General features: G+C 43.4%; 12 protein-coding genes. 4 read left to right on the top strand and 8 right to left on the bottom strand.

All coding sequences use genetic code 11. From position 1 onward, the window contains the following. Positions 1–60: 60 nt before the first annotated feature. On the bottom strand, positions 61–489 hold the full coding sequence (locus F955_RS07255; protein ID WP_004892989.1) for an I78 family peptidase inhibitor: 429 nt from the start codon (positions 487–489) through the stop codon (positions 61–63). A gap of 227 nt (positions 490–716) precedes the next feature. Between F955_RS07255 and xseA the strand changes: the two genes are divergently transcribed. Together xseA and xseB are read left to right on the top strand one after the other, a co-directional pair. After that, a complete protein-coding gene (xseA, locus tag F955_RS07250) occupies positions 717–1,976 on the top strand; it encodes an exodeoxyribonuclease VII large subunit (RefSeq protein ID WP_004892988.1) in 1,260 nt (419 codons plus the stop codon). Beyond that, positions 1,969–2,166 carry an exodeoxyribonuclease VII small subunit gene (xseB, locus tag F955_RS07245; protein ID WP_004892985.1) on the top strand — a complete coding sequence of 66 codons (198 nt, stop codon included), beginning with the start codon at positions 1,969–1,971 and terminating at the stop codon, positions 2,164–2,166. The genes xseA and xseB overlap by 8 nt, the downstream gene beginning before the upstream one ends. 125 nt (positions 2,167–2,291) lie before the next feature. Here the strand turns inward: xseB and F955_RS16710 are convergent, their stop codons facing one another. From F955_RS16710 to F955_RS07235, 3 genes are all read right to left on the bottom strand, one after another. Next, positions 2,292–2,441 carry a hypothetical protein gene (locus tag F955_RS16710; protein WP_004892982.1) on the bottom strand — a complete coding sequence of 50 codons (150 nt, stop codon included), beginning with the start codon at positions 2,439–2,441 and terminating at the stop codon, positions 2,292–2,294. Positions 2,442–2,599: 158 nt separating this feature from the next. After that, positions 2,600–7,117, bottom strand: a complete 4,518-nt coding sequence (locus F955_RS07240; RefSeq protein ID WP_004892977.1) for a translocation/assembly module TamB domain-containing protein — start codon at positions 7,115–7,117, stop codon at positions 2,600–2,602. Positions 7,118–7,155: 38 nt separating this feature from the next. Continuing rightward, positions 7,156–9,909, bottom strand: a complete 2,754-nt coding sequence (locus F955_RS07235) for an autotransporter assembly complex protein TamA (RefSeq protein ID WP_004892972.1) — start codon at positions 9,907–9,909, stop codon at positions 7,156–7,158. A gap of 176 nt (positions 9,910–10,085) precedes the next feature. Between F955_RS07235 and F955_RS07230 the strand changes: the two genes are divergently transcribed. Further along, on the top strand, positions 10,086–11,402 hold the full coding sequence (locus tag F955_RS07230; protein WP_004892970.1) for an MFS transporter: 1,317 nt from the start codon (positions 10,086–10,088) through the stop codon (positions 11,400–11,402). Positions 11,403–11,405: 3 nt separating this feature from the next. Next, the gene (coq7, locus tag F955_RS07225) at positions 11,406–12,041 is read left to right on the top strand and encodes a 2-polyprenyl-3-methyl-6-methoxy-1,4-benzoquinone monooxygenase (RefSeq protein ID WP_004815744.1); all 636 of its coding nucleotides are present in this window, start codon (positions 11,406–11,408) and stop codon (positions 12,039–12,041) included. A gap of 88 nt (positions 12,042–12,129) precedes the next feature. Here the strand turns inward: coq7 and F955_RS07220 are convergent, their stop codons facing one another. From F955_RS07220 to F955_RS07205, 4 genes are all read right to left on the bottom strand, one after another. Then, complete coding sequence (locus F955_RS07220) at positions 12,130–12,831, bottom strand: DUF1003 domain-containing protein (RefSeq protein WP_004892968.1); 702 nt, start codon at positions 12,829–12,831, stop codon at positions 12,130–12,132. 828 nt (positions 12,832–13,659) lie between these two features. Beyond that, on the bottom strand, positions 13,660–14,106 hold the full coding sequence (locus tag F955_RS07215) for a 2-amino-4-hydroxy-6-hydroxymethyldihydropteridine diphosphokinase (protein ID WP_004892965.1): 447 nt from the start codon (positions 14,104–14,106) through the stop codon (positions 13,660–13,662). Beyond that, the gene (gene folB / locus F955_RS07210; protein ID WP_004892964.1) at positions 14,063–14,443 is read right to left on the bottom strand and encodes a dihydroneopterin aldolase; all 381 of its coding nucleotides are present in this window, start codon (positions 14,441–14,443) and stop codon (positions 14,063–14,065) included. Before folB ends, F955_RS07215 begins: the two co-directional genes overlap by 44 nt. 148 nt (positions 14,444–14,591) lie before the next feature. After that, positions 14,592–15,890: an ABC1 kinase family protein gene (locus tag F955_RS07205; RefSeq protein WP_004892962.1), complete on the bottom strand. Its 1,299-nt coding sequence runs from the start codon at positions 15,888–15,890 to the stop codon at positions 14,592–14,594. Between the last annotated feature and the right edge of the window lie 26 nt (positions 15,891–15,916).

Here is a 15,916-nt window from a genome sequence, read left to right as displayed (position 1 = left end):
AATTTGCCAAGTCCGGCTGCAACAAAAAAGCCCTCTACAGGGCTTTGTTGTCAAAATGATTTAGCCGCAGCTGGACTGAACAATTTTTCCAGTTTTTGGATCTACGGTGACCGTAACACGGTCTTCACGGAAATCCATAGTTACTGCTTGTCCCGGTTGTATCATACGCACAATTTTAGCTTTGGTTTTGGCTTTGATTTGCGCTTCACTCAGACCAGACTGACCGATCAGATTATGTGCTGCTTCAGACAGGCAGATGTCCTGATTGCTACGATACAATGCCCACTCCTCCACCACTTTACCATCTGGCAGATGGCAATAGGCCACCTGACCATCCACTTCATTATGGATATCAAGCTTCCCACCTTGATCCACACAATAAGCACTGGCAGGATTCGGCATGCCAATACGCGGTGTTTCTTCTGGTTGCTGTGCTGCACATCCTGTTAATACGGCGATCAACATGCCCAGATACATGATTCTTTTCATTGGCGATCTTCTTCTAAAGGACCATTCCGACTTAATTTAACATAGTCATACTCAAGAAAGTTTATCTAAATGTATGTAAATCAATGCTGAAGCTACTATCAGCGATAAATTATGATGCTTTTATATTGCCCTGCTGCAATTAAGCCACAAGAATACTTAGTAATCTGGTTTGAGTGATATGCAGGTTTAAGCTAAAATTTGCTTGAATTTTAAACTTTTCTGCGGCTATGCAAGATCCCCAATTCTCGCTCAAGGAATATCTCTCTACCGTGCAGGAGGTGATTAAACTCACCTTCGATACACCGGTATGGGTCAAGGCAGAGATACGCAACCTGAATATCAAGGCAGGTCATTACTATCTGGAACTGGCAGAAAAAGATCCTGACAATGATCAGGTGATTGCCAGTTGCCGTGCCACCATCTGGAAATTTGCTGCACAGAAAATTGTGACCCCGTTTGAACGGGAAACTGGGATTGAGTTAAGTCGTGATTTAAATGTTCTGATTAAGGTCAAAGCCAGTTTTGATCCGCAATATGGCTTTTCCCTGAATATCGTTGAAATAGATTCCAGTTATACCCTCGGTGATATCGCCCGACGTTATCAGGAAATCGTACAACGACTCACGGCAGAAGGTTTGATTGAACGCAACCGGCAATTACCAACACCATTCGACCTAAACCGGATTCTGGTGATTGCTCCTGAAAATGCTGCTGGTTTAGGTGACTTTAAAAAGGATGCAGATGCACTAGCGGATGCACAGGTATGCGAGTTTGTTTATCACTCGGCGACTTTTCAGGGAAATACTGCACCACAAAGTATTCGCCAAAGCCTGGCACAAGGGCTGAAACAGTGGGCAGAAGATTACACAACGGCGCCTGATTTAATCGTGATTATCCGCGGTGGTGGTGCAGTCAATGATCTGGCCTACCTGAATGATTATGAACTGGCTGCCCTACTGTGTAAGCGTAGTGTGCCAATCTGGGTTGGTATTGGTCATGAAAAAGACAGGACCATTCTGGATGAAATTGCACATCGTTCCTATGATACCCCGAGTAAAGTCATCGCTGGGATTCGCAATCACATTGTGGAGCGTGTGCAGGATGTCATTACCAATCTGCAAATTATTCAGCGTAGTTCCCGGCAGCAGATTCAGGCCTATCAAAACCAGAATGATCAATTGATGACATTGATTCAAAGTATTGCCAATGCCAAAGTCTCGGATGCTTTCAAAGAAGTTACCCAATTGAAATCCAATATCGGCAATTTGGCTCGTCAGCAAACCCGAATTGCACAACAACAGATTGAAGCCTTGTTACGTGAAACGCTGATCCAGAATCCGAAAACAGTACTTTCCAAAGGCTATGCCATCGTCCGTCAACAAGGTCATGCTGTGCGTTCTGTCCATGAACTTGAAAGTGAGGTGCAGGTCGAAATGCAGGATGGAACTTTTGCAGCCAATATCACACAGGTAAATCCACATGAATAATGACAATACTTTAAGCTTTAAAGAAGGCTATGAAATTCTGAAACGAAATGCGGAATTATTGGATGCCCAGCAGGAACCGGATATTGATAATCTGATGAAGATTGTTGAGGAATCCATGGCAGCCTATAAAGCCTGTAAAACACGTGTCGATGCAGTACAGCAAGCATTAGATGACACTTTTAAGGAATAAAATTTAAGTTTTATCTCCTATTATGTTTATTTTTTAGAGCAAGTAATAAGGTTTAAAATATAACTTAGGCTATTTTTCGAATATAAAAAGCCTTCATGAAGAAGGCTTTTTTAGATGAGAACAGTCTATTTTTGCTCTCTTAGCGGATTTTCAGGCTCTGCATTGGGTTTTTTCTCAGGCTTAACATTCTTATAAGAAGCCTGATTGCCCTTGTCATCGTTGGATTCTTTATGTGGCGTAACATCTTTATCTGATTGCTCTGATAGATTGGTCATATGTGTTCCTTTACTCAATATGCTTAACCCATAGATATGACAGATTGGAACCCAACATCAAGGCTAGAAATGTTATACATCTTTATCATTTTAAAAAGACAAGAGTTGCTTCAACTCCACAATTAAAAAAAGCCCTCACTTGAAGGGCTTTTTTTCTTTTAGAAACGCCAATTATAGAACAAGTCGATGGCTCGTTCGAGAGACTGACTCGCTTCCAGATATAGACGCTGATTCATCTGATAACGCAAAGTCAGTTTATTCACTGGGGTAAAGACACCTACACCATAGCGAATATACAGGTCTGGCGTAATATAACCAGTGACTGATACCTGGGTATCATCGCCTGTACCCTGTGCATCCAATGCCAGGCCGCTCAAACCGAAAGTACGACCAATCTGATTGGTCAATGCCCGTGTACCACCTAGACCCAAACTGATCCCCGCAGCGGCAATGGTATTGTTAACATCAGACCTGAAACTTTCAGACTGGCTTAATGCTGAACTACCTTCATTGATCCGGCCAGTGATCAAGGCATTTAATGCTTCCTGTTCAGACAAGCCGGCATCGTTATACACCTGAATCGCAGGACTTGAGGCTGTACCGGTAACACGTACACCTACGACACTACCCTGAACAGATTTGTTGGCATCAACATCCAGGGTCGGATTAGACAATGGACCGTTAAAACGGGCAATGGCACGGTTCAGATCCAGACTTTGACCATACGCTTCGATTTTTACCCGCTGGGACACACCAATCGCACCATTGGCACGCATCGCTGTTTCCAGACCACGTTGAGACAGGTTGACCCGTCCAATCAATGGAATACGGCTATCAAAGCCCTGGAAGATCACCTGGTTACCCAGTGACACCGCAACATCAGCACGAATATCCCATGGACGTGCTGATTTTAGAATTGCCAGCTGATCCTGACCTTCCTGTACAATACGGACATCTGAAGAAATATTAACAACTGGTTTAGACGCTTCCGGCATAGAAATCAAAGCACGTGGAACTTCTATTGAACCATTCAGACTGAGTTTCTTGTTAAATGGATAAAGGTCCAAAGCCAAATCTGGCGTGACGACAGCTGTAATCAGTGGTGCCTGGCGTATCAGCAGATTTTCACCTTTGAGACGTAACTGAACACGTGGATCGTTTTTCCAGTCCACCAAACCAGTCAAGCGGCCTACACCACGACCACTGTTAAATGCACCATTAATTGTCGCAGAATCCTGACGTACAGATGAATACAGTTGCACATTGGTCAGATTCACTGGCAGGGAAATCATACTGATCGCCCCATCTTTTACGCGAATCTCACCGTTTAATAATGGCTGGGTTAGTGTACCGCCGATCTTACCCGCATAAGATAAGGTGCCTTCCAGCGTACGCACATCCTGAATAAATGGCTTGAATACTTTTAGCTGTACTTCGTTAAAAGCGACTTCACCACGCATCGGTTTACTGTCACGATATGGATCAATAATGACATTGGCATATCCCGTTCCGATATCCGGTGTTTTCACATCCAGACGAATTTGCAAGCCATCTGCAACACTTTTCGCGACCAATCCGACTTCATCATATTTCAGGGTCTGCCCTAGATATTGCGGATCTTCAGCAGCTAGCCCCACCACACCATTTCGGGTGACAAGTCGCGCATCAATCTTCGGTTTCGCACCTTGCGCCCATGTTGCACGCGCGTAGCCATTGACCTTACCGGTAATTGCCAGCCCTTCAGGCATGAACGCACTAAAATCATTAAGATCCAGGTTCTGGGTCTGGAATGAGACACTACCACGTGTCTTGTTGACACGTATTGGCCGGTCAAAGCACAACTGACTTTGCTGGCTCATCCAGCAATGCGCACCGACAAACAGATCTGACTGTGCTGTGTTATAGATTACAGAAGCATTCTGACGCTGTACCAGACGCGTACGCAGAGAATCGAAATCACCATTTTGGATCTGCCCCAGCCAATTGTTTTGTGCATTAAAACCACCGGCCAACTGTACATAAAACTTGGTCAGTTTGTTTTCTGCCTGAACTTTTAAGATATGCGCTGCACGTGTCCCAGCTAGAGATATTTCACCGCGGGTAATCTGACGATTACCACTACGCAGGTTATCCATGGTTGCGGTGAGCAGGGTTGGTGTGCTTTGTGAAGTCGGCAACTGGCCTTGTACCCGGATTTTCTGCACGCTAAACAGATTATTAAAGGCAAAATCATCGACTGCAAGGTTGGTTGAAGCACGCAAACGTGGCTGCGCCTGCATATTGATATAACCATATGCACGACCACGCAGTCCTGGATATAACTCATAGAGCGCTGGCGCATTCACCTTGAGTTGAAGATTCTGTGCATTACCGGTTGCCTGAATCTGGTTACTGGCATAAGACAGGAACAGATTATTGGCTTCAAACTGCTGTGGTACAAATCCGCTCTGTTTGTTATCAATAATCATCGACAGATTACCTCTACCACGTACCGGCTTGTTATTCAGTATTCCGGCAAGATTAAGACGTTCAATCTGAATACGTTTCAACGCATCTGACCATACGCCACGGGTTTTCACATTTCCCGATAGCTCACCTTTGACACTGGACGCAAAATATTGTGGCTTAAAGCGAACCAGTGAAGCATTGATATCCCAGCCAAAACCATTCGCCAGATTCACCAGACCACTGGCATTGATCTTGCCCGCAATACCATCATGCCTGAATTCATTGATTTTCAATAATTCAGGTGTACCGGATACCTTGAATTTGAGTAGACCTTTACTTGCAGCGAACTGGCTGGCATTTAAATTGCCATCATAATTTACTGCATAGCCCTTGAAGCCACCGCCCCGTTTTTCATCATGGAATAACAATGCTGCCGTACTGCTACCGGTCAGTCGCACTGTCTCATTTTGACCAGCAAGGCGTCCTGTCAGATCGATCGCTTTTAAGTTGATAATCTGCTGATTTGGCTTGGCATAACCACTCGCTGTAACGCGACCATTGAGGCGATCGACTGGTGATGCCGCTGCCAGTGCTTGCGTATTCAGATCCTTGGCATTTAGCACAGCGCTCCATTTTAACTGGCGTTTTTTATCCGGCAGCTCTACTACGGCGTTACCGGTGAGGCCACCACTTTGCGCAGCATAATTGAAGCTCGGCACTTTGAGAATGTTATTCTTCAGATTCAGTTTCGCCTGATACATACCTGTTGGCAGCATACCTTGCTCATGGGCAGCCACCTGCGTTGCCACAAAGATGTCCTGCTGACCTTCGGTTAGCGCCAGATTTACATCTCCGGATTCGCTCTTTAACCAGCCTACATAAGGCACTGCACGGTCGATATTCTTCCATGCCACATTCATCAGCATCGGCTGGGCTTTTTTATTTTTCGCTTCGTTCTGATCCAGCTTGATGTTCCAAGTTTCATAACGATCGAAATCAACCAGCGCTGTCAGGTGTAAACCTTTTTCCAATGTGCCTTTAGAAGCGATATTTCCATCCAGACTTGGTGGCAGAAAGTCCTGCACGACCTGTGGAATCACTTTATCTTTAGGATTAAGACGATTCACACGGCCAGACACATCCCAGGTCACTTGATCATGCCAGCCGACCATACCTGCCAGACTGACTGAACCTTTCATTAATTGTCCATTAAAATCAGTAATATTCAGCTGATTGACCAGATCGGTATGCATCATGGCATTGTACTGGCCTTCCGGAATATCCTTGCCGCTCAGGTCTGTATTGAGATTAATATTCAGTTTTTTGATATCACCATTAAATTCCGCCATACCATCTTTGGAGAATAGTTTCTGATCTTCTAATATTGGCCAGTGATACTGCTCAAATTTAAGTTTACCGAACATCGGCACATGTGAATTCATCGGATGAATCACGGCCCAGCCAGTCAGCAAGTCTGGCGTATAGGTAGCAACACCGGCTTCAATAGTCTCTAAGGTACCTCGGGCTGCTATACGAATATCACGAATATTCAGGCTATTGTTTAATGATGGAATATTCAGTACGCCGGTCGCATTCAGTGGATATTTACCATGGAAGTCCATATCACCCGTGGCATCATAAACATACAGATAGCCCATATTCATACGCGAATTTTCGAAGGTCAGCTTAGTTCCCGACCAGAGTCCCTCATTAATCACCACATCATAAAAATCAACTGAGGAACTATGTGTTTTAATCAGCAGGTGATCCAGATCCAGATGATCGACCCGCAACACAAATGGCAAACGAATATCATTATAAGAAAACGGCTTATCACTTGGCGGATTCTTGCTAATGACCTGCAGATTGCGCATATCTGCATTATTTAAATGAATTTCCCGTTTGAGAATTGCTCGCCAGCCTAGAATGACATCGGCACGGTCAATTTTGACATCAACCGATTTGAGCGTCACCAGCACATTGCGCACAATAATCCCGCGCCACAGATTACCGCCTTCATATTCATAATGAATAATCTGCTGACGTTGCAGTACCTGATCCAGTAAAAACTTGCTGCCACGATCCGTCGAGAACATGATCGCCAGTGCCGCGAGTAAAAATAGAATAGAAAACAGCACCGACAGTAAGATGCTTCTTAAAATACGGCGCTTTTTAGGTAAAGGCGTATTTTCCGGCTCTGCTTCTTGTGGTTGCTGGTTCTCGACCATGTTCTTCCCAAATATCTAAAATTTTTAATCAGTTTGTTTTATAGCTGTGAGCCAATAAAGAAATGCACGCGGATTGGATGGTTATCATCCGAAATGCCTGAGGCCACATCAATACGAATCGGACCAATTGGCGATGCCCAACGCACGCCAAGACCTACCCCATATTCAGTCGGATTACTAAAGTCCTTGTCATAGGCATTTCCAGCATCTGCAAATACTGCCCCACGCCAGCCTTCCCTGAATTGATAATTATATTCCAAGGAACCAATGGCCAGGGCCTGTCCACCTACTTTAAAGCCATCGATTTCTGGTGACAGACTCTTATAATCAAAACCACGAATACTTTGGTCACCGCCAGTGAAATATCTTAAGTTATACGGTACTTTGGTAAAATCTTCAGTAAAAATATAGCCTGCATCGGCACGACCGACAAACTGATGATCAGCATTTTCACCCAGTGAATAGATAAAGCGCCAGCCAGCATTGGCAATGACCATATCTGCATCGGATAACAGTGCCTCACTTCCCAGTTCAATCTTGTAGGTCTGTCTAAAGCCTTTGGTTGGGTTTACCCGACGGTCACTGGTGGTACGAGCGATTTCATAACCGAATAATAAAGACTCTTGGGTTTCTGCAGTACTGACCAGGAAAGCATCTGGAATATCATCGGCATTCACAGTACCGTCCTGAGTCAATTGATCCAGACGATAACGCACGCCATAAGTATGCTGCCAGCTTCCTCGTGGATTTTTAATATAACGATCGGCACCAATTACGGCAGATTCGATCAAGAGTCCATCGCCTTGTGCAACATCATCACGTTCTTCACGCTCATAACCACCGACAATACTGATGTAATCATTGAGCGGGTGTTTATACGGAATATTATAGCGGCCATCAATAGACTGACGGATTCCTGAAAGCTCGAGGTTGGCATCAAAAGAATGTCCACGTTTGTTAACGATGGCACGGCGGTACTGACCCCGTAGACGTGTCCCAGTATCGGTTCCATAACCTAGACCGACTTCAGCGCTGTTTTTCTTGTCAGCATTCAAAGTCACAATCACCGGAATCTCTTTCTCTTCACGTGCTTGGGCTTTTAAACGTTCCTGCTCATTGGCCTTGGTTTCCTGCGCAGTACGCATGGCGCGTACATCCAGGTTTTCTTCCTCACGGCTACCAGCAAACTGGCTTTCATCAACCACGTTTTGGGTAACTTCCTTGGAAGAAGCCTCGGCTTTTTTCTCCTGGGCCAAAACCCCTTCAGAGATTTTTTGCTGATCGACCAGCAACTGCAGATCAGGCGCCAGTTCAAGTTCCGCTTCGACTGGGTCCGGTTTCACCGCATCAACCAGGGTATAGTTAAAATATCGTGAGTTGGTCAGATTATTGGCTAGTGTGTTTACCCGCCAGAAACGGTAATCGGCACCATCTTCCCAAGGCACCAGACTTTGCAAGATATCTGGATCTAGCGGGAATTCCTCATCCGGATCACTCATCCGGAAGGTCACCGGTCCAAGTTTATAAGGATCGCCAGTTTCATAACGCAGATTTACTTCTGCCGTATTCTGTGGCTGTGCGACCTTGACATCATGCAGCCGCCAGTGCGCATCGAAGTAGCCGTTATTACTCGCTGCTTCGACAATTCGCTCCTTGGTTTTTTCATATTCACCATGATTAAACACATCACCCACTTCCTGATCTGGCAATACACTAATGACCTGGAACTGTGGTTGCTCAGCACCAGCACCGGTAAATTCCAGGTTCTGGCTTTGAATGATGACTGGCTCATTCGGAGTTACATGCACCCTGACGCGTGATTCAGAAATTTTTTCAAAACGGAATTCGGTATTATAGAAGCCAACTGCCTGAGCAGCCTGGTTAGACAGACTACGTAATTGTGGCAATGCAGATGGAAAATCGCTAAAGGATTCCTGAGTGAAACTCGACAGTTTATTTTCAATATTCTCTGCCAGGTTTTCATAGGCCTGTATACGTGCAGCCGAACTTAATCCATTGCTCGTTTGAGTACTGCTTTCACCATTACGTATAACCACGTCTGCATCAATCCGCGGCACACTAGCTGTCATGATCTGGCGTGGCGGACGGATTTTATAAAAAAGTCGTTTAAAAATATTCGGTTTCTTGTCATCTGCCGGCGTAAGTTGCTGTGGAGAAATTTCCGGCAAGGTATTGCCTATTTCATTTGCCTGCACAATGATCTGGCTGTCAGACTGAATACTTTGCATCAGCTGATCAACATTGACTGGCGCCTGATTGATTTCCACCAGTTCCTGCTGGCTGATATCGGCAACCACGGTTTCTGTCTGCTGGGTCTGGCGATAGCTTTGTGCTTCCTGCTTGGCTTGCTCAGCCACTCGGTAAATTTCATCCGCCATCGCCTGATCAATCGGTTGAACCGGTAATTCTTCTAAATCTTCAAACTCAATCGGCTTAAATACATCCAGCTGTGCGCCTTGCTGTTCCTGCTGTTGCAGCATTTCCAGGCTGTCTATTTCATTTTCTGGCTGCAAAGCCTGTTCAATTTTCCCGGCAGCTTCGTCTTCGGAATTAGCTACACCCTGTTGCACCGCCTGCTTAGACAGTTCATCAATCATTTCCGCCTGTGAAACTGCCACGGGTGTTTCCGTTTCTGGAGTTTGTGCCATGCCATGTTGGGCCAACATCATCAAGAAAATACTCATGCACAGGCAACTGCCTGTAGGTGCAGATATGAGTGGACTCATGCTCTGACTCAGTACCGTTTCTTTAAATTTTATTTTTGCAGGCATAGCAAACTCTAAACAAATACATTCTTTAATTGATTATTTGACCGAAAAATATAAGCTAAGAAACTTGAATCTATAGGATTTTGCCATTTCCGTGGTCAAAGGTATCTTACATGATTTTTCAAGATGTTCACGCATCACTGACATTTCTTAATAAATCTTAATGTAGCACGTCCAATATGAACAATAACGAACATTTGTTAGGCTCTCGTCGCTTTTTACCCATGTTTTTGACGCAATTCTTCGGGGCGTTAAATGATAATGTATTTAAACAGGCATTATTACTGGTCATTACGTATGGATGGATTCAGCAAAGTGCGGGCATTAGCACCTTAAATAATCTTGCTGCATTACTCTTTATTTTGCCTTATTTTATTTTTTCTGCGACTGCCGGACAAATTGCCGATAAATATGAACGTTCCCAATTGATTCGTTATTTAAAGATCTTGGAAATCGTGGTGATGATTCTCGGTACTATCGGTTTCCTGATGGGTAATCTATGGATTCTACTGTTTGCGCTGTTCTTAATGGGGACGCAATCGACTTTCTTTGGTCCGATTAAATATGCAATTTTGCCAGAAGTGCTGAAGAAAGAGGAATTGATGTCAGGTAATGCACTCTTTCAGTCTGGAACTTCCCTGGCGATCCTATTCGGTATGATTCTGGGGGGTGCGGTGATTGCAGCATCGGCTGGCAATTTACTCTGGATCAGCTTAACCGTAGTGGTTATTGCCATCCTCGGTTATTTATCAAGCCGCTTTATTTTAAAGCAAAGCATTCCTGCACCTGATATTCAAATTGACTGGAACTTTTTCCGTACCAGTTTTCAAACCCTGAAATATGCCAAAAGCCTGCCTTTGATCTTTCTGATTCTGCTTGGCAACTCCTGGTACTGGTTCTATGGCGCGACCTATTTAACCCAGATTCCACAACTGACCCTGCAGAACCTGCATGCTTCTGAAAATGTTGCAAGTTTACTGCTGACTTTCTTCTCGATCGGGATTGGCTTGGGATCTTATCTGTGCCGTAGATTAGGTGGGACTGAAGTCAACATTCGTATGGTGCCAATTGGTGCAGTTGGACTGACCGTCTTTGCTATTTATCTGGCTGTCAGCATGGCCTTTATACCTGAGCGTACTGGCGAACTGCTGGGTCTGGCAGATGTATTCCGTCAGGGCTGGAGCTATTACCATGTCATGTTTGCCGTGACCTTATTGGGTATCAGTGGTGGTTTTTATATTGTTCCACTGTACGCCATGATGCAGGCACATTCTCCCCGCTCACATCGTGCACGGGTGGTTGCAGCAAATAACATTCTGAATGCAGTTTTCATGGTATCTTCTGCTATATTTTCGATTATTATTTTAAGTGTCTTAAAGTTTGATCTTAAAATACTTTTCTGTATTACAGCGGTCTTAAGCGGCATATTTACCTTATGGTTATTACTGCGCCTTAAACCGATGATCAACTCTGCACAAGCATCATTGGAGGATTAATGCATGCGTCAATTTACAGGTGTCGATAAGCTCATTCATTCTTTTGACCAGGCATTACGTAGTCTTGTCCCAGGTACGACTTCTGCACAGCGCACTAATCCTGCTGAAAATACTGATAGCCAACTGGCGGTTTCTGATGCTCGTCATGTTGCGGGTCTGATGCGGGTGAATCACAGTGGTGAAGTCTGTGCACAGGCGCTTTATCATGGTCAGGCGATGACCGCCAAACTGCCAAATGTCCGTCGTGAAATGGAACAGGCAGCAATTGAGGAACAGGATCATCTGGCTTGGTGTGAAGATCGTTTAAAAGAATTAGAGAGTCATACCAGCTTGCTGAATCCGGTTTGGTACGGTCTTTCTTTTGGTATGGGTGCCATTGCCGGAATTGCTGGCGACAAATACAGCCTTGGCTTTGTTGCTGAAACAGAACGTCAGGTCAGCCTGCATTTGCAACACCATATCAGCCAGTTACCACCGCATGATGAGCGTTCACGCCGTATTCTGGAACAGATGAATGAAGATGAATTGCATCACCGTGATACAGCATTAGCAGCGGGTGGTGTAGATCTGCCTTTACCGGTCAAAATTGCCATGACCGGCATTTCTAAATTAATGACCAAGACCAGTTATTATATTTAACCATTTAGCTAGAAAAGCCCACATTGACGTGGGCTTTTCTATGAGTATTCAATCCACAAAATACTACAAAGGTTTCAGGCTCCTATACTTAATACTTCTTACTCATCTCGGAAAGCAGATCGAGTTGTATTTCCTGTATCTGGGCCAGTCTTTCCCACTGATGCTGAAGAAGATGATCCAGTTTTTCATGTAAATGCTGGATTTCAAGTTCAGCTTTGAGGTTGATTTGATAATCATTTTGGGAACGCAATCTGTCTTTGGCTTCTTGCCGATTTTGGCTCATCATAATGACCGGCGCCTGAATCGCTGCAATACAGGAAAGTATCAGATTTAAAAGAATAAAGGGATAAGGATCAACCGGTTTGGTTACGATAACCATCGTATTTATTCCGATCCAGAGGGTAATAAAAATAGTAAAACAGATCAGAAATGACCAGTTTCCACCAAAAGAAGCAATTTTATCAGCCAATCTTTCACCAAAAGTCCACTTTTGCTCCAGGGAGGCTTCTACATCTTTGGTAATCAGCTCATGATGGCGCATGCTCTTGATCACTTCATATTCAAGATTAGTGACTTCACCCTTTTCAGACTTTAACAATGCATGAACATACTGTATGCGATATTTGGTCAAGTCTGTCTGGCAAATATAATGGTCAGGTGACCAGTCTGGAATATCTTTAGCAATCTCTTCGGTAATGACTTTTCTCACCGTTCCCATCGGGGTAAGATTTTTTAAGGAATAATATTTTCCACATACCAAGCATGGATAAGTTGCATTTTTTTCTTTCATGATTATTCTCTTTATCGTGACGCCAGCTCAACAATAAATTTGCTCTAAATTATTATTTGTATTGGTAATTTTAGTAACAAATATAAAAAGTTAAGCTCTGTTATTCGTTTATAGGTCATATAGATAAGCGAGTTTCTAGCTCACCTCTTCATAGACCGTCACATTTTCTTAAAGAAGAGGGTTGATAATAGATGTTATAATTTTACTATCTTTAAATATCCTGTTTTTTCCGGGAGTGCTAATAAAATAGATAAGGTTGCTGGTCATTCCCATCCTTTTATGGCTAATTTAAAAGCTTAAATAAAAATATTCATTAAGGTCATGTTATGGAAACAGTTATAATTCTTGTCATATTAGCGATCATTACTGTACTACTGATTATTTTTTATAACAAGAAAAAATAATCGGCGCGCTTTTCTTTAACCAGTTTTAGTCAATTCTTGTTATTTAATATAAAAAATGCGTTGATTAGCCAAGCTTAAATTATAAACCTGCCCGTCTAGGTCTCATGTCATACTAATTGAATTTGATCCGTTCCGGTTTAATTTTCAGTTCATACATATAGCCAATATCACCATCGCACTTCTCTTCGGACAGTTGTTAACCCAGCATATATATCTGACAATTTTCTAATTTATGAAACCATTTATCTTTTGCTTTATAAGGGACTAATCTGATTGCAACTCCGTTTTAGACCGACAAAACATGTGCTACACATCAGCACAACTGCTAAAGGTTTAACCCTAGAAAAAACTTCGTTTAATATACCAGCATATGCTTCCACTCCTCTTTCTAAACCCTATTTTGCACAAGGTTTAGCATCAGGATTTATAGCACTGCGTTAAGTTTAACCTGTGGGTAATGTAGTTGATGGTCATATTCGAATGCCGGATGTGACCAGATCTCATGCATTGGAATTTTGACATCTAAAGCCAACGGTAACTTTTTTGGATTAAACTGCATTTGACTTAAATCACTGCCCCAGGCAATCAGATCGATATCCAAGCTGATCTGATGTGAGGGACGCACTCGTCCTGAATCCACTTCCATCTGTTTAAGCTGCTGAAGCATTTCTTCAACTGTCATTTCAACCTGTAATAGACATGCTGAATTCCAGTAATTCTCACCAATCCCGTCACGACACGGAATAATATAGATGGGAGAGAATTGAACTTCTCCCCAAGTAGAAATGCATTGTTGTGCAGCTTGAAAATGTTGCTGAGGATGACAATTACTCGCCAGTGCTAAGGCGAATATCGTTTCGGTGGCGTTCAAGACGTATCCCTACAGAATTGGCTTGCGCGATAATGGCAGGCTTACGAATAGTAATCTTAATCGATTCAATTGCTGTAAAGGTAGTAAAAAGTGCGTTTAGCACTAACTTTGCTGCATGTTCAATCAATTCTGGCTGTGCCTGCTGAATTACCTGTGCGGAAATTTCACAGATCTCGGCGTAATTTAGTGTATCTGCCAAGGCATCAGAATTGGATGCCTGTTCCAAATCTGTCTGAATAGCCAAGTCCAGCATTAAAGGCTGAATAATCTGACGTTCCCAGTCAAAACAGCCAATTACTGTTTCAACCTTCAAACCTTCAATGATAATTGCGTCCATATTTCTGCTCAGGAGTTTTAAAATCACTTCAATAATCTCCCTAAGTCCCTCTTTATGAAAGAGGGAATTCTACATCTCGAAGTATTTTTATGAGCGTGTAGCTCCTCCCTTTTTCAAAGGGAGGTTGGGAGGAATTCATCTTTTAGAATTAATGCTTCAACAATAAATTCGGGTCAATTGTCTGAATCATCTGTAAGCGCTGATCCGCATAGATATCGGTATATGGCGCAAGGATACGCATGAAACGGTCGAAATACAGCATTTGCTTGAACAGCAAGGCGAAGTCACGCGGGAAGCGAATGCCATGACGTTCACCAACGGCGACCATATCCATCATGACATCATTAAGGTCACTTGGATTGGAACTTAGCAATTCTTGTGGATCTGCCATAATTACACCACTAAATAAACGCTCAAGATCTGCGGCCAATACTTTCGTGTCAATGGCAACTGCAGTCATGCCCATTTTCAGCATGTTTTCTGCCATCAGATCATAATTGGTATTTTGCAGTGCATCCATAAAGGCCATACATGCTGTCCAGACTTCCGGATTCAGCTGACCGACAATACCAAAATCGATAAAACCAACACGGCCATCTTCGAGTAGCATCAGATTACCGGCATGCAAGTCTGCATGGAAACTTTCACACATCATCAGGCTGCCAAACCAAGTATTCATTGCAGTAATCAGCACCTGAGAAGGATCTTTAGCCACTTTCTTCACTACATCAAAATCGGTCAATGACACGCCATACAAACGCTGCATGGTCAGTACACGACGCGTGGAATACTGATGATAGACTTTTGGTGCTGTCGCTGCATGATTATTGGTGACATTCAGATAATTAACGAAGTCATCCAGATTTTTAGCTTCTTCAATAAAGTCAACTTCACGCACCATACGTGTTTTAATTTCTTCAACGATATCTGCCAAAGATGCAAATTTCACTTTTGGCACGGCTTTTTCAAGCAGCTTGGTTGCCCAATGTAGTACGTTCAGATCCGTATAAAGAATGGTTTCTACACCTGGCTTTTGTACCTTAATCACCACATCTTCGCCAGAAACCAGTTTGGCAGCATGTACTTGTGCAATAGATGCTGAAGCCAATGGCGTTTCCTCGATCGAGGCAAAGATTTCATCCAGATTACGGCCTTCAAACTCAGATGCCAGCACCTGCTGTACATAGCTAAATGGCAGGCTTGGGGTTTGATCTAGACAACCCTGAAATTCCTCGACAAATTCACGAGGAAATAAAGAGGGTGTAGAGGCAATAAACTGCCCTAATTTAATATATGTTGAACCTAAGGATTCAAAGGTTTCACGCATCAGTTTAGCATTACTTGGTTTTTCAGTCGCATACTTGATGCCTGCACGTGCAGCAATGACGGCGGTTTCACCGACACGTGCCACAGAACGCAAACCATCCAGGAAGATATTATTTTTCATAATGTCAGCGTAATTTCAAATTTTCT

Origin of the sequence: Acinetobacter schindleri CIP 107287, from assembly GCF_000368625.1 — a bacterium.
GTDB classification, from domain to species: Bacteria; Pseudomonadota; Gammaproteobacteria; order Pseudomonadales; family Moraxellaceae; genus Acinetobacter; species Acinetobacter schindleri.
This window is presented reverse-complemented; position numbering and strand designations above follow the sequence as displayed.

What these genes read in the sequence shown, in the direction of transcription:
- F955_RS07255 (WP_004892989.1), bottom strand. Translation starts at nt 489, where the DNA reads ATGAAAAGAATCATGTATCTGGGCATGTTGATCGCCGTATTAACAGGA.
- xseA (WP_004892988.1), top strand. Translation starts at nt 717, where the DNA reads ATGCAAGATCCCCAATTCTCGCTCAAGGAATATCTCTCTACCGTGCAG.
- xseB (WP_004892985.1), top strand. Translation starts at nt 1,969, where the DNA reads ATGAATAATGACAATACTTTAAGCTTTAAAGAAGGCTATGAAATTCTG.
- F955_RS16710 (WP_004892982.1), bottom strand. Translation starts at nt 2,441, where the DNA reads ATGACCAATCTATCAGAGCAATCAGATAAAGATGTTACGCCACATAAA.
- F955_RS07240 (WP_004892977.1), bottom strand. Translation starts at nt 7,117, where the DNA reads ATGGTCGAGAACCAGCAACCACAAGAAGCAGAGCCGGAAAATACGCCT.
- F955_RS07235 (WP_004892972.1), bottom strand. Translation starts at nt 9,909, where the DNA reads ATGCCTGCAAAAATAAAATTTAAAGAAACGGTACTGAGTCAGAGCATG.
- F955_RS07230 (WP_004892970.1), top strand. Translation starts at nt 10,086, where the DNA reads ATGAACAATAACGAACATTTGTTAGGCTCTCGTCGCTTTTTACCCATG.
- coq7 (WP_004815744.1), top strand. Translation starts at nt 11,406, where the DNA reads ATGCGTCAATTTACAGGTGTCGATAAGCTCATTCATTCTTTTGACCAG.
- F955_RS07220 (WP_004892968.1), bottom strand. Translation starts at nt 12,831, where the DNA reads ATGAAAGAAAAAAATGCAACTTATCCATGCTTGGTATGTGGAAAATAT.
- folB (WP_004892964.1), bottom strand. Translation starts at nt 14,443, where the DNA reads ATGGACGCAATTATCATTGAAGGTTTGAAGGTTGAAACAGTAATTGGC.
- F955_RS07205 (WP_004892962.1), bottom strand. Translation starts at nt 15,890, where the DNA reads ATGAAAAATAATATCTTCCTGGATGGTTTGCGTTCTGTGGCACGTGTC.